Annotated in this window: 21 protein-coding genes and 2 pseudogenes; 16 read left to right on the top strand and 7 right to left on the bottom strand. The window is 57.3% G+C overall.

Annotated features, from left to right (window positions below):
• Window positions 1–43 precede the first annotated feature (43 nt).
• Window positions 44–1,582: a methyl-accepting chemotaxis protein gene (locus B2Q93_RS02765; RefSeq protein ID WP_040075584.1), complete on the top strand. Its 1,539-nt coding sequence runs from the start codon at window positions 44–46 to the stop codon at window positions 1,580–1,582.
• Window positions 1,583–1,618: 36 nt separating this feature from the next.
• Here the strand turns inward: B2Q93_RS02765 and pqqU are convergent, their stop codons facing one another.
• Window positions 1,619–3,733, bottom strand: coding sequence for a TonB-dependent receptor PqqU (gene pqqU, locus B2Q93_RS02760; protein WP_286931750.1), 2,115 nt, complete (start codon window positions 3,731–3,733; stop codon window positions 1,619–1,621).
• A 264-nt stretch (window positions 3,734–3,997) separates the two neighbouring features.
• Between pqqU and B2Q93_RS02755 the strand changes: the two genes are divergently transcribed.
• Window positions 3,998–5,059 (top strand): YncE family protein, encoded by a 1,062-nt coding sequence (locus B2Q93_RS02755; protein ID WP_207293740.1) that lies wholly within the window; start codon window positions 3,998–4,000, stop codon window positions 5,057–5,059.
• Between the two features lie 74 nt (window positions 5,060–5,133).
• Here B2Q93_RS02755 and ansP read toward each other — a convergent pair.
• Window positions 5,134–6,629 (bottom strand): annotated as a pseudogene (ansP, locus tag B2Q93_RS02750) (L-asparagine permease).
• 425 nt (window positions 6,630–7,054) lie between these two features.
• Between ansP and B2Q93_RS02745 the strand changes: the two are divergent.
• On the top strand, window positions 7,055–8,038 hold the full coding sequence (locus B2Q93_RS02745; RefSeq protein WP_046885389.1) for an aldo/keto reductase: 984 nt from the start codon (window positions 7,055–7,057) through the stop codon (window positions 8,036–8,038).
• A gap of 1 nt (window position 8,039) precedes the next feature.
• Here the strand turns inward: B2Q93_RS02745 and B2Q93_RS02740 are convergent, their stop codons facing one another.
• Window positions 8,040–8,930: a LysR family transcriptional regulator gene (locus B2Q93_RS02740; RefSeq protein ID WP_286931749.1), complete on the bottom strand. Its 891-nt coding sequence runs from the start codon at window positions 8,928–8,930 to the stop codon at window positions 8,040–8,042.
• A 110-nt stretch (window positions 8,931–9,040) separates the two neighbouring features.
• Between B2Q93_RS02740 and B2Q93_RS02735 the strand changes: the two genes are divergently transcribed.
• Window positions 9,041–9,439, top strand: coding sequence for a (R)-mandelonitrile lyase (locus B2Q93_RS02735; protein WP_046885391.1), 399 nt, complete (start codon window positions 9,041–9,043; stop codon window positions 9,437–9,439).
• Window positions 9,440–9,468: 29 nt separating this feature from the next.
• Here B2Q93_RS02735 and B2Q93_RS02730 read toward each other — a convergent pair whose 3' ends face one another.
• The gene (locus B2Q93_RS02730; RefSeq protein WP_286931748.1) at window positions 9,469–11,004 is read right to left on the bottom strand and encodes a methyl-accepting chemotaxis protein; all 1,536 of its coding nucleotides are present in this window, start codon (window positions 11,002–11,004) and stop codon (window positions 9,469–9,471) included.
• 344 nt (window positions 11,005–11,348) lie between these two features.
• Between B2Q93_RS02730 and B2Q93_RS02725 the strand changes: the two genes are divergently transcribed.
• From B2Q93_RS02725 to pptA, 10 genes and pseudogenes are all read left to right on the top strand, one after another.
• Window positions 11,349–11,888, top strand: coding sequence for an AAA family ATPase (locus B2Q93_RS02725; protein ID WP_046885393.1), 540 nt, complete (start codon window positions 11,349–11,351; stop codon window positions 11,886–11,888).
• Window positions 11,889–11,998: 110 nt separating this feature from the next.
• On the top strand, window positions 11,999–12,979 hold the full coding sequence (locus B2Q93_RS02720) for an LLM class flavin-dependent oxidoreductase (RefSeq protein ID WP_286931747.1): 981 nt from the start codon (window positions 11,999–12,001) through the stop codon (window positions 12,977–12,979).
• A complete protein-coding gene (locus tag B2Q93_RS02715; RefSeq protein WP_212475984.1) occupies window positions 12,976–14,097 on the top strand; it encodes an amidohydrolase in 1,122 nt (373 codons plus the stop codon). The genes B2Q93_RS02720 and B2Q93_RS02715 overlap by 4 nt, the downstream gene beginning before the upstream one ends.
• Window positions 14,098–14,113: 16 nt before the next feature.
• Window positions 14,114–16,377 (top strand): annotated as a pseudogene (locus B2Q93_RS02710) (NtaA/DmoA family FMN-dependent monooxygenase).
• Between the two features lie 9 nt (window positions 16,378–16,386).
• Entirely contained in the window at window positions 16,387–16,896 is a 510-nt protein-coding gene (locus B2Q93_RS02705; RefSeq protein WP_286931746.1) for a GNAT family N-acetyltransferase, read from the top strand.
• Window positions 16,897–16,906: 10 nt separating this feature from the next.
• Window positions 16,907–17,833 (top strand): amino acid ABC transporter permease, encoded by a 927-nt coding sequence (locus B2Q93_RS02700; protein ID WP_286931745.1) that lies wholly within the window; start codon window positions 16,907–16,909, stop codon window positions 17,831–17,833.
• Window positions 17,817–18,590 carry an amino acid ABC transporter ATP-binding protein gene (locus B2Q93_RS02695; protein ID WP_040075606.1) on the top strand — a complete coding sequence of 258 codons (774 nt, stop codon included), beginning with the start codon at window positions 17,817–17,819 and terminating at the stop codon, window positions 18,588–18,590. Before B2Q93_RS02700 ends, B2Q93_RS02695 begins: the two co-directional genes overlap by 17 nt.
• A gap of 9 nt (window positions 18,591–18,599) precedes the next feature.
• The gene (locus tag B2Q93_RS02690; protein ID WP_286931744.1) at window positions 18,600–19,487 is read left to right on the top strand and encodes a transporter substrate-binding domain-containing protein; all 888 of its coding nucleotides are present in this window, start codon (window positions 18,600–18,602) and stop codon (window positions 19,485–19,487) included.
• A 40-nt stretch (window positions 19,488–19,527) separates the two neighbouring features.
• Window positions 19,528–20,145 (top strand): glutathione S-transferase family protein, encoded by a 618-nt coding sequence (locus B2Q93_RS02685; RefSeq protein WP_040075609.1) that lies wholly within the window; start codon window positions 19,528–19,530, stop codon window positions 20,143–20,145.
• A 36-nt stretch (window positions 20,146–20,181) separates the two neighbouring features.
• Window positions 20,182–20,412: a tautomerase PptA gene (gene pptA, locus B2Q93_RS02680; protein ID WP_040075610.1), complete on the top strand. Its 231-nt coding sequence runs from the start codon at window positions 20,182–20,184 to the stop codon at window positions 20,410–20,412.
• 144 nt (window positions 20,413–20,556) lie between these two features.
• Here the strand turns inward: pptA and B2Q93_RS02675 are convergent, their stop codons facing one another.
• Window positions 20,557–21,480 carry a LysR family transcriptional regulator gene (locus tag B2Q93_RS02675; protein ID WP_286931743.1) on the bottom strand — a complete coding sequence of 308 codons (924 nt, stop codon included), beginning with the start codon at window positions 21,478–21,480 and terminating at the stop codon, window positions 20,557–20,559.
• Window positions 21,481–21,599: 119 nt separating this feature from the next.
• Here B2Q93_RS02675 and B2Q93_RS02670 point away from each other — a divergent pair, with 119 nt between their 5' ends.
• Window positions 21,600–22,475 carry an MBL fold metallo-hydrolase gene (locus B2Q93_RS02670; protein ID WP_286931742.1) on the top strand — a complete coding sequence of 292 codons (876 nt, stop codon included), beginning with the start codon at window positions 21,600–21,602 and terminating at the stop codon, window positions 22,473–22,475.
• 19 nt (window positions 22,476–22,494) lie between these two features.
• Here the strand turns inward: B2Q93_RS02670 and B2Q93_RS02665 are convergent, their stop codons facing one another.
• The gene (locus tag B2Q93_RS02665; RefSeq protein ID WP_040075613.1) at window positions 22,495–22,815 is read right to left on the bottom strand and encodes an ArsR/SmtB family transcription factor; all 321 of its coding nucleotides are present in this window, start codon (window positions 22,813–22,815) and stop codon (window positions 22,495–22,497) included.
• A gap of 159 nt (window positions 22,816–22,974) precedes the next feature.
• Here B2Q93_RS02665 and fusA point away from each other — a divergent pair, with 159 nt between their 5' ends.
• Window positions 22,975–25,077: an elongation factor G gene (gene fusA, locus B2Q93_RS02660; protein ID WP_286931741.1), complete on the top strand. Its 2,103-nt coding sequence runs from the start codon at window positions 22,975–22,977 to the stop codon at window positions 25,075–25,077.
• 46 nt (window positions 25,078–25,123) lie between these two features.
• On the opposite strand, the gene B2Q93_RS02655 is transcribed toward fusA, so the two are convergent.
• Complete coding sequence (locus B2Q93_RS02655) at window positions 25,124–25,696, bottom strand: flavin reductase family protein (RefSeq protein WP_286931740.1); 573 nt, start codon at window positions 25,694–25,696, stop codon at window positions 25,124–25,126.
• Between the last annotated feature and the right edge of the window lie 25 nt (window positions 25,697–25,721).

Raw genomic sequence — 25,721 nt, 5'->3', positions numbered from 1 at the left:
CCGATAACCTTAAAAGGCACAGTTGCCTTTTAAGGAGCCAGGAATGAGTGTCAGTCAACGATTACGTAATATAAAAATGAGCAAAAAGCTCGCCGCAGGTTTTGGTCTGGTGCTGCTGTTAGTGGCGGTATCAACACTGATGAGCGTATTGCGCTTTAAAGAGATCCGCGATGTCTACCAGCAAACCAATCTGATCTACAACATCAACATCGAGGTTTTCCAGGCCAAGATTAACCGTCTCAAATTCCTCTATACCGCTGACGAGAAGTCGGGTCAGCTGATGGCAAATTATGTCAAACACGCCGCTGAATTAACCACCGAAGCGCAGCAGCTGGAGTGGACCACGCAAGAGAAGGCGATTGTCGATGATGTGGCGGGGCACCTGGCCCGTTTTGGCCGTAGCGTAAGTGAAATGCAGACCGCCATGACGGCCTATACCGCTGACAAGAACGACCCGGCAGCCGTTGCCGCGCTGAAAGCGGCAGAAGATAACGTCAAATCCGCAGGGGATGACAGTAGCGCCTCTCTGCGCGCCATTATCGCCCTGGTGAAAAAGCACAACGATGCGTTGGCTTACAGCTCCAGTACCATCACTGCCATTGTTGGCGTGGTGGCGATTCTGTTCGGGATCATCGTCTCCTGGTGGGTCACCCGCCAGATTACCCATCCGGTGAAACACAACCTGCAGCTGGCAGAACGGATTGCCAGCGGTGACCTCAGCTCCGAAATCCATCCGCAGGGTGAAGATGAGCTGGGTAAACTGACCGGGGCGATGGGCCGGATGAACGAGAAACTGCGCGCCATGATTGGCGAAGTACGCAGCAGCGTGGCGCAGGTGTCGCTGGCGGCTTCCGAAATCGCCGAGGGCAACACCGATCTCTCTTCCCGTACCGAGCAGCAGGCAGCTGCCGTCGTCGAGACCGCCGCCAGTATGGAAGAGCTCACCGCCACGGTAAAAAACAACGCCGACAACGCCCGTCACGCCAGTCAGCTGGCGGCAGAAGCCTCGCAAACCGCTACCCAGGGCGGACGCGTGATGCAGGATGTGGTCAGTACCATGAGCGACATCAATACCAGTTCGCAGAAAATTGCCGATATCACCGCGGTGATTAACAGCATCGCCTTCCAGACCAATATCCTGGCGCTGAACGCCGCCGTCGAGGCCGCCCGCGCGGGTGAGCAAGGGCGCGGCTTTGCCGTTGTGGCGAGCGAAGTGCGCAGCCTTTCGCAGCGTAGCTCGCAGGCGGCGAAGGATATTGAACTGTTAATCAGCGAATCGGTCTCGCGTATTACCACCGGTAGCGACCTGGTGGCGAAAGCCGGGCAGACCATGGAGCAGGTGGTGAACTCGGTCACCCGGGTGAATGACATTATGGGAGAGATCTCCTCGGCATCGGAAGAGCAGAGCCGCGGCATTGAGCAGATTTCGCGTGCGGTGATGGAGCTGGATACCACAACCCAGCAAAACGCCTCGCTGGTGGGCGCCTCGTCAACAGCGGCAGAGGCGCTGGAAGATCAGGCGCGTCTGCTGGAGACGCTGGTCGCCGCGTTCCGCCTGGATCAGAAGGCGCAGCTGGCTTAAAAATAGCACCGGCAGCGCAAGGCTGCCGGTTTTTTATTACTCGAAACGGTACGACACCGACAAGCCGACGCCGTAGTTACGTCCCGGCGCGGGTTCGTAGTAACGCCCATTCGATTCATTGACAATAACCGAACCGGCATACTCTTTGTCGAACAGGTTATCCACGCGACCAAAGAGGTCCATTCCCCAGTTACCGTAGTTAAACTTGTAGCCGGTGTTCAGGCCTACAACGGTATAGGACGGGGCTTTCGCCGTGTTTTCATCGTCCGCCATAATGTCACTCATATAGCGCACATCGGTGCCGGCGTACCAGCCCTCAACAGGCTGCCAGCCAAAGGAGGCAAAGCCCATATTACGGGCGATGCCCGGCATACGGTTACCGTTGCAGTCGCTGTCGGAACAGACGTTCGTGCGGTAGGTGGCATCCAGATAGGTCCACGCCATTTTCAGCTTCCAGTTCTCGGCGAACTGCTGATCCAGGGCCACTTCGACCCCCTGACGGCGGGTTTTCCCGGCATTTTTATAGCTGGTACGGCCGCCGCCGCTGGCATCGACCACAATCTCATCATCGGTATCGGTACGGAACAGCGCGGCGGTCAGCAGACCATTACCAATGCGCGTTTTGCTTCCCACCTCCCAGGTATTGTTGGTCGATGGTTTCAGGCCGAAGTTAAGCCCGCCCTGGCCGTCTGAGCGGTAGGATAGTTCGTTGATGGTCGGGGTTTCGAACCCGCGTCCGGCCGCGGCATACAGATTCCAGCCGTCGGTCACCGCATATTTCAGGGAGCTGGCCGGCAGCCATTTGTGGTAGCTGGCGTCGCCGCTGTCATCGCCATTTTTGCCCTGAATATAGTGGTCGTTGGAGTCAAAGTAGACCGAGCTGTAACGCACGCCCGCGTCCAGGGTCAGCTTCTGGGTTAGCTGCCAGCTAGTCTGCAGATAGGGGTCGACGTTCCACATCAGGTTGCGCTCTTTGCGACGCAGGTTACCTTTTTCACCGAAAGTAGGCACGCCGTTATTGCGCACATAGTTTTCATAGCCGCGGCGATTTTCACTCATGTTCTCGTAATTAAGACCGGTGGTGAAAGTCAATGGCACCAGCAGCTCGCCCCGGTGGGTCCAGCGGGTGTCGATACCCTGATAATGACGCTGCATATCAATCACGCCGCCGGAGTGCGTTGGATTCTGCTGCGGACCAATGGGGATCGACTGGTACTGGGTCATTTCACGCTCACCCGCGTACATCATCACGCTCAGGTCGTCCTGCTGACTCAGTTGACGCTCATAGCGCAAGCCGGCCTGCGTCTGTTTGATGTTTTTGCGGGTATTGTACTGTTCGGCACGCGGCGACTGGGTCGGATTAGCACGCCACTCCTGTTCGGTCAGCCCGCCCGGATCGTCGGCTTTAATATCCACGCTGTTGAACAGCAGGGTCAGCTTACTGACATCGTCAATGCGCACGCCCAGTTTGGCGTTGGCGAGATTTTTACGCGCGCCGCTGTGGTCGCGATAGCCTTTGGTGGTGAAACGGGTGGTAGAAACGGTGTAATCCACGTCGCCCGGCTGGGTGCCGTCGCCCATCGCTCCGGTGGCCTTCATGCCATAACGCCAGCTGCCGAAGCTGCCATAGTAGCTGCTGGCTTCAATGGTATTGGGTTGTTTGCCGGTCTCGGTGGCGACGTTGATCACCCCGCCGGAGGCATTGCCATACAGGGCAGAGAAGGGGCCGCGCAAGACTTCCACGCTCTCGACGCTGCTGAGATCGATATTGGAGGTCTGCCCCTGGCCATCCGGCATCGTCGCGGGGATGCCGTCGACATACATACGGATGCCGCGAACGCCGAAGGTAGAGCGGGCGCCAAAGCCACGCATCGACAACTGCAGATCCTGGGCATAGTTCTGGCGATTCTGAATCTGCAAGCCCGGCACGCTGCCCAGCGACTCCGACAGGTTAATACGCGGCGTAGCCTGACGCATATCTTCGCCGTTCACCACGCTGACGGCGGCGGGGGTGTCCAGTTCTGAAACGGTTTGCGGCGTTGCGCTGACGATCATGGTCTGTTCGTCGGCAGCCATGGCGTTAACGGGGGTAAAGACGACAGGAACCAACAGCAGGGGAAACGTTGCCTTACTGGCAGAAATGATTTTCATGAATAGTTGCCGATAGTGGAATTAAACGTACCAAATGGAACATGTGCGTGTATGTTAAATGTTTTGTAAATGTATTGAAAACCATAAACGCACATTGCGTTAATCGAAGTGTAGATAAAAAAGACGGATCGCGACGGAAGCGGCAAGATTTACTCCACATTCATATAAATAATGATTAGTATTCGCATTCAATAAATGCAAAGCCATGACTTTGCAGCCGGAAGCGATGTCAGCCATTCCACCTATGTTTAAAAGGGAGTTGTTATGAATTTACGTCATCTGTGCTCACCGCGTCTGCGTGGTTCTTTGCTGCTGGGTTCTCTGCTGGTAGCGGGTACGTTCAATGTCCATGCCGCCGAAGAGATGCTGCGTAAAGCGGTGGGAAAAGGCGCTTACGAGATGGCCGTCAGCCAGCAGGAGAACGCGCTGTGGGTTGCCACCACCCAGAGCCGCAAAACAGATAAAGGCGGGGTGGTCTATCGTCTTGATCCCGTCACCCTCGAAGTGACCCAGGCCATTCATAACGATTTGAAACCTTTTGGCGCGACCATCAACAACGCCACGCAAACCCTGTGGTTTGGCAATACCACCAACAGCGCCGTCACCGCGATCGATGCGAAAACGGGTGAAGTAAAAGGGCGCCTGGTGCTGGACGATCGTCAGCGCAGCGAAACAGTTAAACCGCTGCAGCCGCGCGAGCTGGTGGCCGATGACACCACCAACACCGTCTATATTACCGGTATCGGCAAAGAGAGCGTGATCTGGGTTGTGGACGGCGCCACGCTGAAGCTGAAAGAGACCATCGCCAATACCGGTAAGTTCAGTACTGGTCTGGCGCTGGATGCACAGGCAAAACGCCTTTACACCACCAATGCCGACGGTGAACTGCTGACCATTGATACCGCTACCCACAAAATTCTCAGCCGTAAAAAACTGCAGGATGACGGGAAAGAGCACTTCTACCTGAACCTGAGCCTGGACGTGGCGGGCCAGCGCGCTTTCCTTACCGACTCCAAACAGCCGGAAGTGCTGGTTGTCTCGCTGAAAGATGGCAGCGTGATCAAGAAAGTGGCGGCGCCAGAGTCGCTGGCCGTGCTCTTCAACCCGACGCGTAATGAAGCCTACGTGACGCATCGCGAAGCGGGTAAAGTGAGCGTGATCGACACCAAAACCTATAAAGTGACGAAAACCTTCGAGACCCCGACCTTCCCGAACAGCCTGGCACTCTCTGCCGATGGCAAAACCCTGTACGTGACGGTGAAGCAGAAGTCTACCCGTCAGCAGGAAGCGACCCAGCCTGACGATGTGATTCGTATTGCGCTGTAAGGGTAGTTGACCTTACGCAGGCAAATAAAAAGGGAAGGCGCTATGCCTTCCCTTTTTTTAGTGGCTAAGTTTGATTAACGCGAGGTCTCTTCAACCAGCGGACCATCCTGATTTCCCTCTTCAGCATGAACCGGGGCTGTGCTGTGGATTTCATGCACGCGCTTACGCACCCGAACCAGCCGGCAACTAGCAGAATAGCCAGCAGCGGAATGGTCGCGATGGTGTAGGTCCCGTTCGGGTAGTCAAAGGCCATCAGCACCAGCACGCTAAACAGGAACAGCAGAGTGAGCCAGGAGGTCACCGGTGCGCCCGGCAGCTTGAATTTCACCTCGGCGGCTTTACCCTCTTTGATGGCTTTGCGCAGACGCATCTGGCACACCACGATAAAGGCCCAGGAGGCGATAATGCCCAGCGCGGCAACGTTCAGCACAATCTCAAATACCTGAGAAGGCACCAGATAGTTCAGGAACACGCCAAACACATAGACTACCAGCGTGGCGAGGATCCCGGCATAAGGAACCTGCTGCTTGCTCATCTTTGACATGAACTTCGGTGCAGAGCCACCCATCGACATAGAGCGCAGAATACGGCCGGTGGAGTAGAGGCCTGAGTTCAGGCTGGAGAGCGCGGCGGTAAGAACCACGATGTTCATAATGCTGCCCACATACGGCACGCCCAGCTTCGAGAAGAAGGTCACGAACGGACTCTGACCTGCCTGGTACGCATTCCACGGCAGCAGCAGTACCAGCAGCACCACGGAGCCGACATAGAACAGGCCGATACGCCAGATCACGCTATTGATCGCTTTCGGTACCATCGTCTGCGGATCTTTACATTCGCCTGCCGCGGTACCGACCAGCTCAATGGAGGCAAAGGCGAAGACCACGCCCTGAACAAGTACCAGCGCAGGCAGCAGGCCGTGCGGGAAGAGGCCGCCGTTATCAGTGATTAAATGGAAGCCGGTGGCGTTGCCGTCCAGCGGCTTGCCGGTACCGAGAAACACGGTACCCACCACCAGGAAGATCACAATCGCCAGAACTTTTACCAGCGCAAACCAGAACTCCATCTCGGCGAACCACTTCACGCCAATCATGTTCATGGTGCCCACAATCGCCAGCGCGCCCAGCGCGAAGACCCACTGTGGAACATCGCCAAAGGCGCCCCAGTAGTGCATATAGAGCGCCACGGCGGTGATATCGACAATACCGGTCATCGCCCAGTTGACGAAGTACATCCAGCCGGCAACATAGGCGGCTTTTTCACCCAGGAATTCACGGGCATAGGAAACAAAACTGCCGCTGGAGGGGCGGTGTAAAACCAGTTCGCCCAATGCGCGTAAGATGAAGAAAGAGAAGATGCCGCATACCAGATAGACCAGCGCCAGCGCCGGACCCGCCATCTGCAGGCGCGCGCCTGCACCTAAAAACAACCCCGTACCGATTGCGCCGCCAATTGCGATCATCTGCACCTGACGGTTGCCCATCGCCTTGTGATACCCCTCTTCGTGGGCATCCAGCCAGCGACGTTTTGCCGCCTGATGGTCGGCTGCGCTTTTATTGCTTGTTTTCATTGAGTTACCTGTTTACCTGTCTGAATCATCCTCGGATGTCCTCTCTCCGGCCCCGGCGACACAAACGATTGCCTTTGGCCGGAAACATGCTCCCTTTCCAGTTATTCTTCGTGTGGAATAGGCGAAACATGGCGAAGCATCCTACCCGCAATTAATAAGTGACGCAAAATATAACGGGTCGAAAGTGATGGAGCTCGAAAAAATTCGTCTGGTCAGAGCAGGCGCGGGTTACAGAGGGCTGAATCGGTTAAAATTTTGAAACTGTATTTCGCTTAAATGGCGTACAACTCATCAGGTTTGCTTAATTATTGGACAGTGAAATTGATGAATTGAATTCATAACGTTAAGCATATTACTGGCGTGGTATTCATTAAATTTTCCGTTCACACTTGTTGAGGTCATTTAACAACCTCATGAGGCAAACAATGCAGCAGCGACAGTTAGGTTCAAACGGTTTACAGGTATCCGCCCTCGGGCTGGGCTGCATGGGGCTAAGCTATGGCTACGGCCCGGCAACCGATAAAGCGCAGGCCATCTCTCTGATTCGTAACGCCGTAGAAAACGGAGTGACCTTGTTTGATACGGCAGAAATTTACGGCCCGTTCATCAATGAAGAGGTGGTCGGTGAGGCGCTGGCGCCGGTACGTGATCAAGTGGTGATTGCTACCAAGTTCGGCTTCGACTGTACACAGCCGGGCCAGGTATTGAACAGCCGACCGGCGCACATTCGCGCCGCCGTGGAGGGATCGCTGAAACGGCTGAAAACCGAGGTTATCGATCTCTATTATCAGCACCGCGTCGATCCGGATGTGGGCATCGAGGAGGTGGCCGGTACTCTCAGGGATCTGATTGCAGAGGGGAAGGTTAAGTATTTTGGCCTTTCTGAGGCGGGGGTGGAGACTATCCGCCGCGCCCATGCTGTGTGCCCGGTTTCTGCTTTACAGAGCGAATATTCCCTCTGGTGGCGGGAGCCGGAGAAAGCCATTTTACCGCTTCTGGCTGAGCTGAATATCGGCTTTGTCCCCTTCAGCCCGCTCGGGAAAGGTTTTCTGACCGGCGCGATTAACGCACAGACCACGTTTGATGCGCAGGACTTCCGTAATCAGGTGCCGCGTTTTAGCGAAGCCTCGCGGCTAGCGAATCAGCAGCTCATCGATGTGGTGCAACGCCTCGCCAGAGAGCAGGGGGTGACCCCGGCGCAGATTGCCCTGGCGTGGCTGTTGGCGAAAGCGCCATGGATAGTGCCCATTCCCGGTACCACCAAACAGCACCGTCTGCTGGAGAACCTCGGTGCCGCAGAGGTGACGTTGTCACCTGACGCGCTGGCACGAATTAACCAGGCGCTGGAGGGCATTGATGTAGTGGGAGATCGCTATCCGAAACATCTTCAGGCGCGCGTCGGCAAATAAACTATTGCTGACGTAACGCCTCAAGAAACAGGGCAAAGGCCGTGGTGTGCTGACGGCGGCTGGGGTAGTAGAGGTGATAGCCATCGAAAGGCGTGCACCACTCCTCCAGTACCCGAATCAACTGACCTTCGGCGAGTGCCTGCTGGACAGTATCATCCGGCACGTAGGCCAGACCTAACCCGGCCTCGGCGGCATCCAGCCGCTGAGGCAGGTTATTGAGCGTAAGCTGCCCGTCAACCCGCACCCGCAGCTCCCGGCCCTCTTTTTCAAACTCCCAGGCATATAATCCACCGCGCGTCGGTAAACGCATATTGATGCAGCGGTGGTTTTCCAGCTGTTCTGGCGTTTCTGGCACGCCGTAACGGGCAAAATAGGCGGGCGAGCCGACGACTGCCATGCGCATATCCGGGGCGATCCGTACCGCGATCATATCTTTCGCCACCTGCTCACCAAGCCGTATCCCCGCGTCAAAGCGGCCATCAACAATGTCCGTCAACCCGTTGTCGACCGTCACCTCAATATGGATATCGGGATACTGCGCCATAAACGGCTTCAGTACCGGCCACAGCACCGCCGACATGGCATGCTCTCCGGCGGTGATACGAATATTCCCGGCCGGTTTGTCACGCATATCGCGCAGGGCTGTCAGCTCTTGTTCAATCTCCAGCAGATGGGGACGCAAACGGAGAAATAACTGCTCGCCCGCTTCGGTGGGGGCCACGCTGCGGGTGGTGCGGGTCAGCAGGCGCACATCAAGGCGCGCCTCCAGATTACGCATCGCATGGCTAAGCGCCGACTGAGAGACCCCCAGCTGCGCCGCCGCACGGGTAAAGCTGCGCTCGCGTGCCACCACCATAAAGGAGAGCAGATCGTTAAAATTGTCTTTCAGCATGCCGGGCTTCCCATTAATGAATTTGGCTCATGGTTCCTTTCTGATTATGCAGTCTAATCGGCGCAGCAGAGGTGCGCTACTGTTAACGCATCAGCTAAACAGGAGCGAAAATGAAAATTATCCGAAATGGTTCACTGCCCTCCGTGCGCGGCCCCGAAGCATGGTTTACCGGCGCCGTACGCATTGATGCCCCGTTTCAGGCAACCGGGCCCGCCACCGTCGGTGGCGCAACTGTCACCTTTGAACCCGGCGCTCGCACGGCCTGGCACACCCATCCGCTGGGACAAACGCTCATTGTCACCCAGGGGCGCGGCTGGCTGCAGGCATGGGGCGAAGAGGCGCAGCAGCTGAATGCAGGGGATATCGCCTGGATCCCACCCGGCGTAAAACACTGGCACGGGGCGAGCAGCGAAACGGCAATGACCCATATTGCTATTGCGGAATCGGTGGACGGCAGCCCGGTGACGTGGATGGAAAAAGTCAGCGACGAGCAGTATCAGGGCCGCTAACGGCCCGATACCTGGCGAAGGGCGACCGTTTAGCCGCCAAATACCGCAATCGCGTGCTGCAGGCGGGTGGTGCGTTGGGTGAGGTGATTTGCCGCCTGGGTGACGTTATCAACCATGGCGGTATTGTTATGGGTCATCACGCCAATACGTGAAATGGCGGTATTGATAAGGGACAACGCCTGCGTCTGTTCCTGAGTCGCTTGGCCTATCTCTTTAATCAATGTCGACATGGTCAGCACGTTGCCGATCATTGCGCTCAGGTGGGTTTCAGTCTGCTCCACTTTATCCACGCCGGCGTTAACGCTGGCGACGTTTTTCTCAATCAGCGCTTTGATCTCTTTTGCAGCGGAGGCAGAGTGCTGCGCCAGGTGGCGCACCTCGGCTGCCACCACCGCAAAGCCCCGACCGGCGTCCCCGGCGCGCGCGGCCTCAACCGCGGCGTTCAGCGCCAGAATATTGGTCTGAAACGCGATACGATCAATCACCCCGATAATGTCGACAATTTGGCTATTATCCTGTGATACCGCCTGCATCATGCCAATGGTCTGCTTCATGATCGCTTCGCTATGGTCTGCGCTGGTACGGGTCTGGTCGGCCATCAGAATCGCTTCACGGGCTGTTTCGGCGGTCTGTTTTACCGCACTGGCTATCTCTTCTACGGCGGCGGCGGTTTGCTGCAGATCGTCAGCCATCTCCTCCGAACGCGCCTGCAGCGCATCGCCCTCGGTGGCAACCCGCTGACTGATCTCGCGAATACCGGCAATTTGAGTCCCTACGTCGTCAACCAGCGAATTGAGATTCAACCCGGACTGGTTTACCAGGCGCATCATCAACCCAATTTCATCCACGCGGTCAAAATGGTAATAATCGGTTTTTCGGCCCGAAACGACGCGCTGCATCTGTTTAACGATTGTTTTTAGCGGGCGGCAAATCTGGCTATTGAGATAGCACGCCTGCAAGACAAATAACAGGGCCAGCACGGAGGCTTGCCAGAGCGGCTGAGTAAATAAAAAAGGGGTCGTCATTGCCAGCGCGGCGAATACCACCATTGCATAATTGACCCGGCTGGCGGTGCTAATACGCTTAAATAATGATAAGAAGGAGAGAAGACCCCGGCGTATCAGCACTCCTTTGTAAAAGCGATGCCCTTTTAATTCATTATTGCAGACGCGCGCGTATAATTTTTCGCTGGCGGCGATTTCGTCGCGCAGGGGAATATTACGCACCGAAATATAGCCAGTCAGCGTGTCGTTCTGATAAACGGGCGTCACGTTGGCTCGCACCCAGTAGTGATCGCCATTCTGGCGACGGTTTTTCACCAGCCCTGTCCAGCTCTCGCCTTGTTGCAGGGTGTACCACAGATCGCGAAAGGCCTCCGGCGGCATATCCGGATGGCGAATCACATTATGCGGCTCGCCAATAAGTTCTTCTTCTTTATAACCGCTGGCCGCAATAAAAGCCGAGTTGGCGTAAGTAATATGACTTTGCGTATTCGTGGTCGACATTAACGTCGTGCCATCGTTAAGCAAATACTCGTTTTGTGTAACAGGACTGTTACGCCTCATACGTTACTCCAGGGTGGTGTCGTCATAAATAGCGATTACCCGATAAAGTATCAGGCAAGATAAAGTATTTATTTTTTATAAACTAGGCGGCGTATTCTCCACAAAATATCTGGAATTAGAAAGTGCCTAAATTAAATAATTTTTAATACCGTGCCGACGATAATGTAATAAAAATGAAAATAACATCACCATGTTAATAAGCAGGGCGGGTGAATGAGGTGACTTAAGTGAAATAAAAAGCGCGAAATGAATCCGTGGGCAAAACTATTGTTTTGAACTGCCGTTTCATTAACAAGGTGAAAACGCTATTATACGCCCCCGATAATCCCTGACGGAGCCCGTTTGTGAAGATCAATCTTATTGGTACCAGCGGCAGTGGCAAAAGCACCCTGGCGCGACGCCTCGCCGCCGAACTGCATCTCCCTTATATCGAAATGGATACGCTCTACTGGCGGCCAGCGTGGCAAGGTACGCCTGATGAGGAGCTCTTTGCAAAGCTGGAAAACGTCCTCAGCGCTACGCCGGGCTGGGTGCTGGATGGCAACTACAATCGCACGCGTCCCGTAAAGTGGCGCGATGTGGATCTGATTATCTGGGTTGACTACGGGTTTATGCGTACGCTTCGCCAGGCGGTAGTGAGGGCAGCTAAACGCGCCTGGAGCCAGCAAGAGTTATGGCCCGGCACCGGCAATCGCGAGAGCTTTCGCCGTTCCTTCTTCAGCCGCGAATCGGTTCTGCTCTGGACCATTAAAACCTGGCGCAGCAACCGTGCGCGCTATGAAGCCGACATGGCTAACCCGCAATTTTCCCATATTCGCTTTGTGCGGATAACCCGACGCCAGCAGGCCGACGATCTGATTGCCGAGCTGCGCACAATGGCGTAATTCGTTGCGCTATTTCTGATTTCCGGCAAACCAAATGTAAATTAATTGTTTCTCAGCGCTGAAATCGCCCTTTAATAATGACGACATGTTAAGTCAAACGAGAACAAAACATGTCCTGGCGAATCAGCATTCTGGATAAAAGTCCCGTCGCGGAAAACGACACCGCCGCCGATGCGCTGGCGCGTACCTTACAGCTGGCCAGGCAGGCCGAAGCCTGGGGTTACCACCGCTTCTGGATTGCCGAGCACCACAACACCGCGCAGCTGGCCAGTCCATCCCCGGAGTTACTGATTGCCTGGATCCTCGGGCAGACCTCCCGCATCCGCGTCGGCTCTGGCGGCGTAATGCTGCAACACTACAGCCCTTATAAAGTGGCAGAAAACTTCAACGTGCTGGCTAATCTCGCCCCTGGCCGGGTCGATCTCGGCGTCGGCAAAGCCCCGGGCGGGCTGCCGCTCTCGACCCGCGCCCTGCAACAGGGGGTGAATCCGCAGGAGAAGGGCAGTTTCGCCGAACAACTGACCCAACTGGACGGCTGGCTAACCCCCTCTGATAACGAACTGCGTGCCACTCCGCTGCCCGCCATTCCGGCACAGGGGTATCTGCTGGGGGCCAGCATCGAGAGCGCACTGCTGGCGGCGCGCCTTAACTGGAACTTTGTCTTCGCCGCGCACCTGAACGGCGACCCCGATCTGCTACGCGATGTCATTGCCACCTGGCGCGCCAGCAGTGCGCTGGATGTGATAGTGGCCGTGCAGGCCATCGTCGCGCCGACCCAGGCCCAGGCCAATGCCCTGGCGGAAAAGGTCGAGGTGTGGGGCGTGGAGCTGGTGAACGGCCAGCGCGTGTCGGTAGCCAGCGAAGAGCAGGCTTACGCTTTCGCACGCCAGGCGGGTAGCGAACCGCTGCGCATTGCCCGGCGCGCCCAGTCGCTGCTGGCAGGCACCGCAGAGTCAGTGGCGGCGCAATTGCAGGCGCTGCATGACCGCTGGGGCATCGACGAATTTATTATCGATACGCCGATCGCCGACGGGCAGAGCCGGGCGCAGTCCTTACGTCTGCTGGCGCAAACTCGCGAGGTGCTGGCATGAACTTCAATGAACAACTGATCGCCTGGCGGCGCGAGCTGCATCGCTACCCGGAGCTGTCGGGCGAGGAAGTGGAAACCACCGCCCGTATTCGCCGCTGGCTCGATAACGCCGGGATCGCCGTACTCCCTTATGACATCCCGACGGGCGTGATCGCCGAGATCGGCACCGGGCCGAAACAGATCGCCCTGCGGGCCGATATTGATGCCTTACCCATCGACGAGCGCAGCGGTGTTGCGTTTAGCTCGCAGCACGCCGGGGTGATGCACGCCTGCGGTCACGATATTCACACCAGCGTGATCCTCGGCGCGGCCCTGCAGCTAAAAGCCCGTGAAGCCACGCTGCCCGGTCGCGTGCGTATTCTGTTCCAGCCCGCAGAAGAGAACTTTGGCGGCGCGAAAAGCCTGATCCGCGCGGGAGCCCTGCAGGGTGTCAGCGCTATCTTTGGCATGCACAACGAACCCGGTTTGCCGGTGGGCGCCTTTGCCACCCGTGGGGGCCCGTTTTATGCCAACGTCGATCGCTTTGTCTTTCGTATCACCGGTAAAGGTGCCCATGCGGCGCGCCCGCATGAGGGCTCAGACGCTATCGTACTCGCCAGCCAGTTAGTTACGGCCCTGCAGAGCGTGGCCAGCCGTAATGTCAATACGCTGGAGTCGGTGGTGCTCAGCGTAACCCGTATCGAAGGGGGCAATACCTGGAACGTCCTGCCGGAAAGCGTCGAGCTGGAGGGGACCCTGCGCACCCACAGCACCCAGGTGCAGCAGAAGGTAAAGGATCGGGTCAGTGAAATTGCCGCCGGCTTTGCCAGCGCGTTTAACGCCCAGATTGATATCACCTGGTATACCGGCCCGTCGGCGCTGGTTAACGATGCGCACTGGGCTGATTTCGCCACCGCCGTGGCCAGGGAAACCGGCTACGAAACCCACCACGCCGAACTGCATATGGGGGGAGAAGATTTTGCGGTCTACCTGCAGCAGATCCCTGGTGCGTTCGTCAGTATTGGCAGCGCCAGCGCGTTCGGACTGCACCATCCGGCGTTCAATCCGGACGAGGCATTAATCGAGCCCGCCGCCCGATATTTCGCGCAGCTTGCCGAGAAAGCGTTACAACACATTTAATCGTTAAGGGGTGAATATGTCTGCAACACGACAATTGCGACTGGGGACCATACTGCATGGCGCTTCCGGAAATATGTCGGCCTGGCGCCATCCGGCGGCGATTGCCGATGCCAGTATTAATTTTAACTTTGTTAAAGAGACGGCATTAAAGGCGGAAGCGGGCAAGCTGGACTTTATTTTTGTCGCCGACGGTCTTTATATTAATGAGAAGTCGATCCCGCATTTTTTAAATCGCTTCGAACCCCTGACGGTATTATCCGCTCTGGCGACCCTGACCTCACGCCTGGGGCTGGTGGGCACGCTCTCCACCTCCTATAGCGAACCCTTTACCGTGGCCCGGCAGTTTGCCAGCCTCGACCACCTGAGCAAAGGGCGCGCGGGCTGGAACGTGGTGACCTCGCCGCTGGAAGGCTCGGCGAAAAATTTCTCCCGGGATAAACATCCGGAGCACGCGCTACGTTATCGCATCGCCGACGAGTATCTGGAGGTGGTAAAAGGGCTTTGGGACTCCTGGGAGGCAGACGCTTTTATTCGTGATAAAGAGAGCGGTCAGTTCTTTAATCCTGAAAAGCTGCATACCCTCAACCACCGGGGCGATTTCTTCCAGGTAGCAGGGCCGCTGAATATCGGGCGCACGCCGCAGGGGCGACCGATTGTATTTCAGGCCGGGGCGTCAGACGACGGCAAAAAGCTGGCGGCGAAACATGCCGACGCCATTTTTACTCACCACGACAGCCTGCAGGAGGCCCGCGCCTTCTATCAGGATGTTAAACAACAGCTCGAATTACACGGCCGCCGCCCCGAGGAGTTACATATTTTTCAGGGGGTGAGCGTCATCGTGGGCAAAGATGCCGATGACGTAGAGCAACAATATCAAACCACGGCGGCGTTAGTGTCCATTCATAACGCGCTCAACTATCTGGGGCGTTATTTCGAGCATCACGATTTCGCGCAATATCCTCTCGACGACCCCTTCCCGGACATCGGCGATCTGGGGCAGAACAGCTTTCGCAGCACCACCGATGAGATCAAGCGCAATGCCCGCGAACGCAATCTCACACTGCGCCAGGTTGCGCTGGAGGCGGCCTCACCGCGCCCGCGCTTTTCCGGCACTCCGCAAGAGGTGGCAGACGGTCTGCAGCAGTGGTTCGACGCCCGGGGCGCGGACGGTTTTATCATTCAGGGCGGCACGCCAGAGACCTTCCCGCGCTTTGTCGATGAGGTGGTGCCGATCCTGCAGGCCCGCGGCCTGTTCCGCACCGACTATCCCGGCTCCACCCTGCGCGACAGCCTGGGGTTAACGCAACCAGAAAACCAGTTCGTAAAATAATAAAAGAGACATCCGCTATGCAGAAAACATCGCTTGTTCTGGCGCTCGCGCTGGCCTTTACCCCTGCCGTCTGGGCAGAAAATGTCAATATTAACGGCACCGGCGTGAGCCTTGAGGCCAATAAAACCCCGATCCATACCCCGAAAAACGACGAAGCGGTGGCACAGTTGCCAAAAGACTACCGCTTTGCGGTGCCGGGGAAATTTACCGTGGCGGTAGCAGCGCTAAATTCACCGCCGCTGACCGTTTTTTCTGATGACAACAAAACGCTGCTGGGCAGCGAAGTCGACGTTGCACGGCTCGTCGCCGATAGCCTTGGGCTGGCGCTGAACGTGGTGCCAACCTCCTGGGAGGACTGGCCGCTGGGGGTCTCGTCCGGCAAATATGATGCCGCAATCAGCAATATTACCGTGACCAAAGCGCGCAAAGAGAAGTTCGACTTTGCCACCTATCGAAAAGACTCCCTCGGTTTTTACGTTAAATCCTCCAGTCCGATCCACGCTATTGAGAAAGCGGAAGATATCGCCGGGCTGCGCATTATTGTGGGCTCCGGCACCAATCAGGAGGCCATCCTGCTGGCGTGGAATGAGCAGAACCTCAAAAAAGGGCTGAAGCCCTTTATCCCGGTCTATACCAAGGATGACGCGGCGCAAACCCTGGCGATCCAGTCGGGTCGCGCAGATGCCTTTTTTGGCCCGAACGTGATTGGGGCCTGGAAAGCCGCGCTCACCGGTAAAACGAAATTGGTGGGCAGCGTGGATGGCGGCTGGCCGAAGGCGGCGCACATCGCCGTGACGCTGAAAAAAGGCGGTGGCCTGGTCGAGCCGGTGCAGACCGCGCTCAACGGAGCGATCAAAAACGGCGATTACGACAAGGTACTCAATCGCTGGGGCGAGGGTGTGGAGCGTATTCCGCACTCTGAAGTTAATCCGGCCGGACTTGGCGACTAAGGAGGCCCCATGAGCGAGCTATTTCGCGACGTTTCGCCGCAAGATGCCGATCTGCAGCCGATTCTCGAAGGACTGTTCCAGGAGTATGCCGACCGCTACGGCGACTACTTCTCGAAAGATGAGGAAGTCGAACTGACCGAGTGGTATTTACCGCCGCAAGGGCTGTTTATCGTGCTGGAGCGCAACGGGGTGATTATCGCCACCGGCGCATATAAAGCCCTTGATCCCCAAACCGCAGAGATCAAACGGATCTGGACGGACAAAACGCTGCGTCAGCAGGGACTGGCGGCCAGGGTGGTGCAGGAGCTGGAGCGCAGGGCAGTGCGTGCAGGTTACAGCCAGATGTACCTTACTACCGGTTTTCGCCAGCCAGAGGCGGTGCGGCTCTATCTCAGTCAGGGGTATCAGCCGCAGTTCGATCTGAATCGCGATCCGGAAGAGTACAGCCAGCCACCGTTCGATGGCCGTCTGCGCTTCACCAAAACGCTGGTGCGCGAAGCGCTCAGTAAAACCGCATGAGGAAGTGACAATGAACAACGTTGAAACCATCAAAGTGGTCCCGGCGCGTTACCCGCTGCGTACCCTGGGGGCCGTTGTGGCGCTCTTTGTGCTGGCTGTGGTCGTACAATCGGTGGCCTTTAACCCGCGCTGGGAGTGGGCGGTGTTTGCCCACTGGTTCTTCGACCCGGTCATCCTGGAGGGGGTGGGGCAGACGCTGTTACTCACCCTGATTGGCACCGCGCTTAGCGTGGTAATTGGCGGCATGCTGGCGCTGGCGCGTCTGTCGTCGTCGTGGTTGCTCAGTGGCCTCGCGTGGGGCTATATCTGGCTATTCCGCTCGCTACCGCTGATCGTGGTGCTGATTATTCTCTATAACTTCTCGTATCTGTACGACACGCTCTCTCTCGGAGTGCCTTTTACGCATATCACCTGGGGCCGTTTTGAGACCATTAACGTGCTCGGGCAGTTCTCCACCGCGGTAGTGGGGCTGACGCTGGTGCAGAGCGCCTATACCGCCGAGATCATTCGCGGCGGCTTTCTGGGGGTGGATCACGGTCAGTATGAAGCGGCCGCCGCGTTGGGGTTACCCGCCTCGCGTCGTACCCTGCGCATCATATTGCCCCAGGCGCTGCGCACCATTCTGCCGGCCGGGTTTAACGAGATCATCAGCCTCGCCAAAGGGACGGCAATGGTTTACGTGCTGGCGATGCCTGAGCTCTTTTACACCATTCAGATGATCTACAACCGTACCCAGGAGGTGATACCGCTGCTGATGGTGGGTGCCGTCTGGTATCTGGCGATCACGACAGTCCTTTCGGCTATTCAACACCTGGTGGAGCGCGGCCTCGCCCGCAGCGAGCGTCGCTCCGCGGTCAACCAGAACCGCAGCGCCAGCCGCAGCCGTTCCGTTACTACTACCCAGACACAGGAGCCTATCCATGCCAGCCTCTCCTGAAGGACATATTTCGATCACCGGCGTCAGTAAGTATTTTGGTCGCCACAAGGCGCTGGATAACGTCTCGCTGGAGATCCCGCCGGGTTCCGTGACGGTGATCCTCGGCCCCTCCGGCTCGGGCAAATCGACCCTGCTGCGCACCATTAACCACCTGGAGCGGGTGGACGAAGGGTTTATCCAGATAGATGGCGACTACATCGGCTATCGCCGTCAGGGCGACAAGCTCTTTGAACTGAAAGAGAAAGCGATCCTCAAACAGCGGGTGAACGTGGGGTATGTGTTCCAGAACTTCAACCTCTTCCCGCATTTGACGGTGCTGGAAAACCTGATTGAAGCCCCCGTGGCGCACAAAAAGCTGACCCGTAAAGCGGCAATAGAACGCGCTTACGAGCTGCTGGATGTGGTAGGGCTGCGCGATAAGGCCGACGCCTGGTCGCGCCATCTCTCCGGTGGGCAGCAGCAGCGCATTGCCATCGCCCGCGCCCTGGCGCTGCGACCGCGCGTCATGCTGTTTGATGAACCTACCTCGGCGCTTGATCCTGAGCTGGTGGGCGAAGTGCTGGATGTGATTAAAAAGCTGGCCCGCTCGGGCACCACGCTGGTCGTGGTGACTCATGAGATTGGCTTTGCGCGTGAAGTGGCGGACCAGGTGGTGTTTATGGTCGATGGCAAAATTGTGGAGCAGGGTAGCAGCGACGAAGTTTTGAACCGCCCTTCCCATGCGCGTACGCGTCAGTTCCTCTCGAAAGTGTTGTAAGGAGCGTAGATGAAATATGGACTTCTGGCCGGGCTACTCGTATCCACCGCCAGCCACGCCAGCATTGATCTGCAGGCCAATGAACAGCCGCTGAGCGTAACCCTCGATAAACAGGCGGTGGCGAAGATCCCGGCAGATTATCGCTTTATCGAGCCGGGTACTCTGACCGTTGCAATCTCGGCCCTCAATTCGCCCCCGCTGGCGCTCCTGGCCAGCGATAACCGCACCCGTATCGGCAGCGATCCGGATATTGCCCGGCTGGTGGCGGGCAGTCTCGGGTTAAAGCTGAAGCTGGTTCCCGTGGCCTGGGAAGACTGGCCGCTGGGGATCATCGCCGGGCGCTACGACGTGGCGCTGGTGAACATAGCGGTGACGGAGCAGCGTAAGCAGAAGTTCGACTTTGCCACCTATCGCGTGGATTCGCTGGCGTTTTCGGTGAAATCCACCAGCGAAATAGCGTCGATCAACACGGCCGCCGATCTGGCGGGCAAAAAAGTGATTGTCGGCTCGGGGACGAATCAGGAGCGGATCCTGCTGGGCTGGAATGAAGAAAATATTCGGGCGGGGCGCCAGCCGGCGTTGCCGGTCTACCTGACGGACGATGCCTCGGGCAACCTCTATATACAGTCCGGCAGGGCGGATGTCTTCTTCGGGCCGCAGTCGGTCTCAGCTTACAAAGCGGCCCTCACCGGCAAAACCCGCGTGGTCGGGTTAGGGCCGAAGAAGGCCTATGTGGCAACCACCACCAGGAAGGGCAATGGCCTGGTCTATGCCCTGCAGGCGGCCCTGGACGGGGCCATCCAGCGCGGGGAGTATCAGCAGGTGCTGGCGCGCTGGGGCGAGCAGGGCGAAGCGGTGGAACGATCGGAGGTCAATCCGCCGGGGATAACCTACTAATGCTGCTCTACACTTAGGGTTTCTCTTGCGTGGAGGCAGCGTGATTAAAGTCTATGGCGTACCCGGCTGGGGCTCGGCAATCAGTGAGGTGATGCTGACCCTCGCCGATATTCCGTATCAGTTTATCAACGTAGAGGGCTTTGACGCCCCCGGGCCGCAGCGCGAAAGGCTTGAGCGGCTTAACCCGCTGTGCCAGGTGCCCACGCTAGAACTGGAGAATGGCGAGATCATGACGGAGACCGCCGCGATTGCGCTGATGATCCTCGACCGCTGCCCCGAACTGGCGCCGCCGGTAGGGCACAGTGAACGTCAGCAGTTTCAGCGCTTACTCATCTGGCTGGTCGCTAACGTCTATCCCACCTTTACCTACGCCGATTATCCGGAGCGCTGGGCGCCTGATGCACCGCAGCAACTGCAAGAAAACTGTCGGGAGTACCGCAAATCGCTCTATCTGTGGCTGGATAACCATCTTAAGGCCACGCCGTGGGCCCTTGGCGAACAGCTCACCTTACTCGACGCCTACCTTGTGGTGATGCGTAGCTGGGGGCCGCGCGGCGAGTGGTTCGCGGCCAATACCCCCAATATCGTCGCCATCGCCGATAAGGTGAGCCAGCTCGCTAAACTGCACAAGGTGCTAAAAGCTAACGAGATAATCTGATAGCGTGAAAGGCTAACTGATAGAGGAGCCCTGCTTATGCCACACGTTGATATTAAATGTTTCCCGCGCGATCTGAATGACGAACAAAAAACCGCTCTGGCAGAGGAGATCGCCGAGGTGATCGTTCGTCACCTGAACAGTAAAGATCGCGCTGTTTCCGTGGCGCTTAACGAAGTTCAGGAAGCAGACTGGAAAGCGCAGGTCTGGGATACGGAGATTGGCCCGAAGCTCGACGAGCTGATTAAGAAGCCGGGATATTCTCTGTAAGGCAAAGACGGTAACGAAGGTTACCGTTTTTTTTGGCGGAATTGCGGCGCACAGGAGGAGGGCGACATCGGGTCATTCTCTTACGCCATTCACCTGGAAGGTTTGTGAGTTAATACCATCGCCGCTCTCCGCGTACTGTTTCTTTCAGGATAATAATCTTTTAAAACCCCCGGATTTCGCGGCAAAAAGCTCGCTCAGCCAGTCGATAAAGACCCGTACTTTAGGTGTCAGATAGCGTCGGTCCGGAAAGAGAACCGAGACCGGTTTCGATGCTGTGGTGTACTCAGAGAGCACTTCCACCAGTTGGCCGGCGGCGAGATGAGGGGCCATAACCGCATGGATACCCTGGATTATCCCCAGCCCCGACAGCCCGCAGGAGAGCATAATATCGGTGTTGTCGACCAGCATGTGTCTGGCCGGGTGTACCGTCACCGGCGTACCTTCTTTTATAAATCGCCACTTCATCACAACCCGATTGTGCCCGCTGAAAAACATCACGGTCTGGTGTCTGGCGAGATCCTCCGGCGTGCCGGGCACGCCATAGTGCGCCAGATATTCCGGCGTAGCGCAGGTGACCAACCGCACATCGCCCAGACGTCGTGACACCAGCGTAGAGTCCTGCAATTCGCCAAGGCGGATCACGCAATCAATGCCCTCAGCCACCATATCAACCCGATGATCGGAAGAGGTCAGCTCCAGTTCAATATCCGGATAACGTGCCTGAAAGTCCCTCAGCGCCGGGATCAGTACGGCATGTGCCAGCGAGAGTGGCGTATCAACGCGTAGTCGACCGCGAGGAGGACGCGTCGGCGAAAACGATGCCATCACATCCTCCATCTCATGCAGCAACCCTTTTGCCCGCTGGAAAAAGAGCTCGCCCTCAGAGGTGAGGCTGACTTTTCGGGTGGTGCGATGCAGTAAGCGCGTACCCAGCTCCTCTTCCAGCTGCTGGATGGCTTTGGTCACGGCGGGGCGATGCAGGTGAAGCACATCCGCCGCCCGGGCGAAGCTTCCCCGTTCGGCGACTTCAACAAAAATGGTCATCTGTTCATACATTCTGGCACGCATCGGGATGGCCTCAGCTAATGATTATTACTATGTGGATAACAGTGTAATACGAAAACGCCTCTTTTTACTGCCCCACCAACGACTTATGCTTAAGCCACACCAACCAGAGAGGTCATATTATGCCGTTAACACACCAGGTTCAGGCACCCATGGTCAACCGGAAAAAAGTGGGCGACAGCATCGTTACCATGCTCAGCGATGGCTACCTGGATGGGTCGTTTGAGCTGCTTTCGGGGATCACCGGCTCAAAAGCCGAAGCCCTGCTGCAGGCGCGGGGCGTGAGCACGTTGCCACGTATGAACATCAACATCTACGTGCTCCAGACCGGGCAGCATACGGTGTTGGTGGATAGCGGCGCGGGCAACTTCAAAGGCTGGGGCGGGCGGCTGCCGGTGGCGCTGGCGGCGGCAGGAATTGATCCCTTGCAGATCGACACCGTCCTGCTTACACATGCCCATCCAGACCATATCGGTGGCCTTGCCGGGCCGCTCGCCACGCCCCATTTTCGCCATGTTGAACGGCTCTTTGTGCACGAGCGTGAACTGGCGTTCTGGCGCAACAAAACGATGCAGGCCAGCGCACCAGAGAGGTTTAAGCCCTCGTTCGAGCTGGCACAAAATGCCTTTGCCGCGTATGACGACAGACTGGTGACCTTCACACAGGAAGATATTTTGCCCGGTATTCAGGCGGTGCCACTGCCTGGTCACACGCCGGGGCATACCGGCTATGTGGTCGGGAACGCGCAGGATTCGCTATTAATCTGGGGCGATATCGTCCATTTCCCGCATATTCAGGTAGAGCAGCCAGATGTCACCATTGCCTTTGACAGCGATCCGGAGGCCGCGGCGGCAACGCGCAAACGCCTGCTTGAGCGGGTAGCGACAGATAATCTCAGCGTGACCGGTATGCACTTCAATTCACCGGTAAGCGCCAGCGTAAAGCGCGGCGATGCGAAATTTAGCCTGCATTACGACCGCGGGTCCCCGGCGTTCTGATGTCGCTGGCGCGCCTGACTCAGGCGCGCGGAGCCTCGTTATTCATCACCCGCAACAATGTTTCCAGCAGGCCGGGAAAGCGATTATCGAGATCCTCGCTGCGCAATGAAATCATATTTTCTCGCCCCTGTGGCCGCTGCCAGATGACCCCGCTGTCGCGCAGTACGCGCCAGTGGTGTGTCATGGTCGATTTCGCGATATCCGGCGGTCGCAGGGCGTTGCAGCTTGCTTCGCTGCCGTCTGCAAGCTGGCGAATGATGGCGAGACGCAGCGGATTACCCAGCGCTAAAAGCACGTTTTCCAGCTGTATCTGTTCCGGTTCGGGATGGTTAGGGATCATAAGGCTCCTGGATAAGACATCAGCTTGAGCTATACCAATGATAGCGCAAACCTTAAAAAATAGTTCGTACATACTCGTACAGTAGGACTATGATAGCAGACGAACTCAGACGCGACCATCCCGGTCGCTTACTCACAGTCAACTGACTAAGGACGCATCATGCCCCGACCCATCCCTCTCGAACGTTATCGCAACATCGGTATCTCCGCGCATATCGATGCCGGTAAAACGACCACCACTGAGCGCATCCTGTTTTATACCGGAATGAGTCACAAACTGGGTGAAGTCCACGATGGCGCGGCAACAACCGACTGGATGGCGCAGGAGCAAGAGCGAGGTATCACCATTACCTCTGCGGCGGTGAGCTGCTTCTGGCCCGGTATGGACCGTAGCTATGAACCGCACCGGATTAATATCATCGATACCCCGGGGCACGTGGATTTTACCATTGAAGTAGAACGCTCCATGCGGGTGCTGGACGGCGCGGTCATGGTGTATGACTCTGTCGGTGGCGTGCAGCCCCAGTCGGAAACCGTCTGGCGGCAGGCCAATAAGTATCACGTGCCCCGTATCGCGTTCGTCAACAAAATGGACCGCCCGGGTGCCGATTTCTTCCGCGTGGTCCAGATGATGGTCAACAGGTTAAAAGCTCACCCGGTGCCGATCGTGATTCCGATCGGGGCGGAAGAGCATTTCACCGGCGTGGTCGATCTCATTAAGATGCGCGCTATCGTCTGGGACGATGCCACGCAGGGCATGACCTTCAGCTATGCACCGGTGCCGGATGAGCTGCAGGCCACCGCGCAGACCTGGCGTGAGCAGATGGTCTCGGCGGCGGCTGAAGCCAGCGATGCGCTCATGGATAAATATCTGGAAACGGGCGATTTGGACGAAGCTGACATCATCAGCGGGTTGCGTCAACGCACCGTGGCGGGGAAAATCCAGCCCATGCTCTGCGGCAGCGCCTTTAAAAACAAAGGGGTGCAGCGGATGCTCGACGCGGTGATTGAACTGATGCCCTCGCCGCTGGACGTCCCGGCAATTGACGGGGTGGATGCGAAGGGGCAGGCTGCCGAGCGCCACCCGAGCGACGACGAACCCTTCTCGGCGCTGGCGTTCAAGCTAATGACCGACCCCTACGTGGGCCAGTTGACCTTTATCCGTGTCTATTCCGGCGTGCTGAGAAAAGGCGACGCGGTTTACAATCCGGTGAAAGACAAGAAGGAACGTATTGGCCGCATTGTGCTGATGCAGGCTAACGATCGCCACGAGGTAGACGAGCTGCGCGCCGGGGATATCGCGGCCTGTGTCGGGTTAAAAGATGTCACCACCGGCGACACGCTCTGCGATCCGTCAGCCGTGATTACCCTGGAACGGATGGAGTTCCCGGACCCGGTGATTTCGCTGGCCATTGAGCCAAAAACCAAAGCGGATCAGGAGAAAATGGGGATCGCGCTGCAACGTCTGGCTGCAGAAGATCCGTCGTTCCGCCTGCACACCGACGAGGAGTCAGGACAGACGATCATTTCCGGAATGGGTGAGCTACATCTGGAGATTATCGTTGACCGGATGAAACGCGAGTTTGGCGTGGAGGCGAATATCGGTCGGCCGCAGGTAACCTACCGTGAAACCCTGCGCAAAGCGGTGAAAGAGATCGAGGGCAAATTTGTGCGTCAGTCCGGCGGTAAAGGGCAGTACGGCCATGTTGTCCTCAGCCTCGAACCCCTGGAGCCGGGTAGCGGTTTTGTCTTTGAAGATGCCACGAAAGGCGGGGTGGTGCCGCGCGAATATATCCCTTCGGTGGAAAAAGGGCTGCGCGAGGCGATGAACAGCGGCGTGCTGGCGGGCTATCCGGTCGTGGACGTGAAAGCGACCCTGACCTTTGGTTCGTATCACGACGTTGACTCCTCGGAGATGGCCTTCCGAATGGCGGCGATCTTTGGTTTTAAAGAGGGGGCGCGTCGGGCCGATCCGGTCATCCTGGAGCCGGTGATGCACGTTGAGGTCGAGACGCCTGAGACCTATGCCGGGAATGTAATGGGCGATCTCTCTTCCCGCCGCGGCATGGTGCAGGGCATGGAAGAGCGGTACGGTAGCCAGATTATCCGCGCCGATGTGCCGCTGGCAGAGATGTTCGGCTATGCCACCACGCTGCGCTCGATGTCCCAGGGCCGCGCGACCTACAGCATGGAGTTTCATCACTATGCCGAAGCGCCGCGTAATGTTGCAGAAGGGATTATCGCCAGCCGTTCGAAAGGTTAATTGTTGCAGTAAATACCCTCGCTCCATTGGGGCGAGGGCCAGGCGGCTATTCCGCCGCCTTCACCATCCTGCCGCTGGCCACAAAGGTCCCTGCGCCCAGGTGATGCAGCGTATTGCGCTTATCCTCATCAAACTGCCAGCGTCCGGCGACAAACGCCCGTTCATCTGCGGCCGCGGCCACCACTTCGCCAAACAGGGTGTCATATTTCTCGGCGGCGGAGGTCACCGGTAATAGCCGACACTCCATCCATGCCAGACACTTCTCTTCAACGACCGGCAGCCCCAGCACCGGGCCGTTAATAACCGGGATCCCGTAGCAGTTAAATTTATCTTCATCCCGCCCGCTGACGCTACCCACCGCGTAGGTCCAGTTGGCGGCAGCAACGCCCGGCACCACAATGCCAAACATGCCGCTGCGCTCAATCAGCTCGCGAGACCAGGCGCTTTTATCCACCACGATGGCGATACGCGGCGGTTCAAACTCGACCGGCATCGACCAGGCGGCCGCCATAACATTACGTCGGTCAATCTGCTCATCCCGGCTGGTGATCAGCACCGTAGGGCCGTGATTCAGCAGACGGCTGGCGTGTTTTAACTCGACGGGGCGAAAGTGGCTCATAACAACTCCTCAGTATTAGCGCCAG

Origin of the sequence: Leclercia sp. UBA5958 (assembly GCF_002430365.1) — a bacterium.
GTDB lineage: Bacteria > Pseudomonadota > Gammaproteobacteria > Enterobacterales > Enterobacteriaceae > Enterobacter > Enterobacter pneumoniae.
The sequence above is the reverse complement of the archived record's forward strand: the minus strand, read 5'-3'. Positions and strand labels throughout refer to the sequence as shown.

Coding starts and splice junctions, on each gene's coding strand:
- B2Q93_RS02765 (WP_040075584.1), top strand. CDS start 44: ATGAGTGTCAGTCAACGATTACGTAATATAAAAATGAGCAAAAAGCTC.
- pqqU (WP_286931750.1), bottom strand. CDS start 3,733: ATGAAAATCATTTCTGCCAGTAAGGCAACGTTTCCCCTGCTGTTGGTT.
- B2Q93_RS02755 (WP_207293740.1), top strand. CDS start 3,998: ATGAATTTACGTCATCTGTGCTCACCGCGTCTGCGTGGTTCTTTGCTG.
- B2Q93_RS02745 (WP_046885389.1), top strand. CDS start 7,055: ATGCAGCAGCGACAGTTAGGTTCAAACGGTTTACAGGTATCCGCCCTC.
- B2Q93_RS02740 (WP_286931749.1), bottom strand. CDS start 8,930: ATGCTGAAAGACAATTTTAACGATCTGCTCTCCTTTATGGTGGTGGCA.
- B2Q93_RS02735 (WP_046885391.1), top strand. CDS start 9,041: ATGAAAATTATCCGAAATGGTTCACTGCCCTCCGTGCGCGGCCCCGAA.
- B2Q93_RS02730 (WP_286931748.1), bottom strand. CDS start 11,004: ATGAGGCGTAACAGTCCTGTTACACAAAACGAGTATTTGCTTAACGAT.
- B2Q93_RS02720 (WP_286931747.1), top strand. CDS start 11,999: ATGTCCTGGCGAATCAGCATTCTGGATAAAAGTCCCGTCGCGGAAAAC.
- B2Q93_RS02715 (WP_212475984.1), top strand. CDS start 12,976: ATGAACTTCAATGAACAACTGATCGCCTGGCGGCGCGAGCTGCATCGC.
- B2Q93_RS02705 (WP_286931746.1), top strand. CDS start 16,387: ATGAGCGAGCTATTTCGCGACGTTTCGCCGCAAGATGCCGATCTGCAG.
- B2Q93_RS02700 (WP_286931745.1), top strand. CDS start 16,907: ATGAACAACGTTGAAACCATCAAAGTGGTCCCGGCGCGTTACCCGCTG.
- B2Q93_RS02695 (WP_040075606.1), top strand. CDS start 17,817: ATGCCAGCCTCTCCTGAAGGACATATTTCGATCACCGGCGTCAGTAAG.
- B2Q93_RS02690 (WP_286931744.1), top strand. CDS start 18,600: ATGAAATATGGACTTCTGGCCGGGCTACTCGTATCCACCGCCAGCCAC.
- pptA (WP_040075610.1), top strand. CDS start 20,182: ATGCCACACGTTGATATTAAATGTTTCCCGCGCGATCTGAATGACGAA.
- B2Q93_RS02675 (WP_286931743.1), bottom strand. CDS start 21,480: ATGCGTGCCAGAATGTATGAACAGATGACCATTTTTGTTGAAGTCGCC.
- B2Q93_RS02670 (WP_286931742.1), top strand. CDS start 21,600: ATGCCGTTAACACACCAGGTTCAGGCACCCATGGTCAACCGGAAAAAA.
- B2Q93_RS02665 (WP_040075613.1), bottom strand. CDS start 22,815: ATGATCCCTAACCATCCCGAACCGGAACAGATACAGCTGGAAAACGTG.
- fusA (WP_286931741.1), top strand. CDS start 22,975: ATGCCCCGACCCATCCCTCTCGAACGTTATCGCAACATCGGTATCTCC.
- B2Q93_RS02655 (WP_286931740.1), bottom strand. CDS start 25,696: ATGAGCCACTTTCGCCCCGTCGAGTTAAAACACGCCAGCCGTCTGCTG.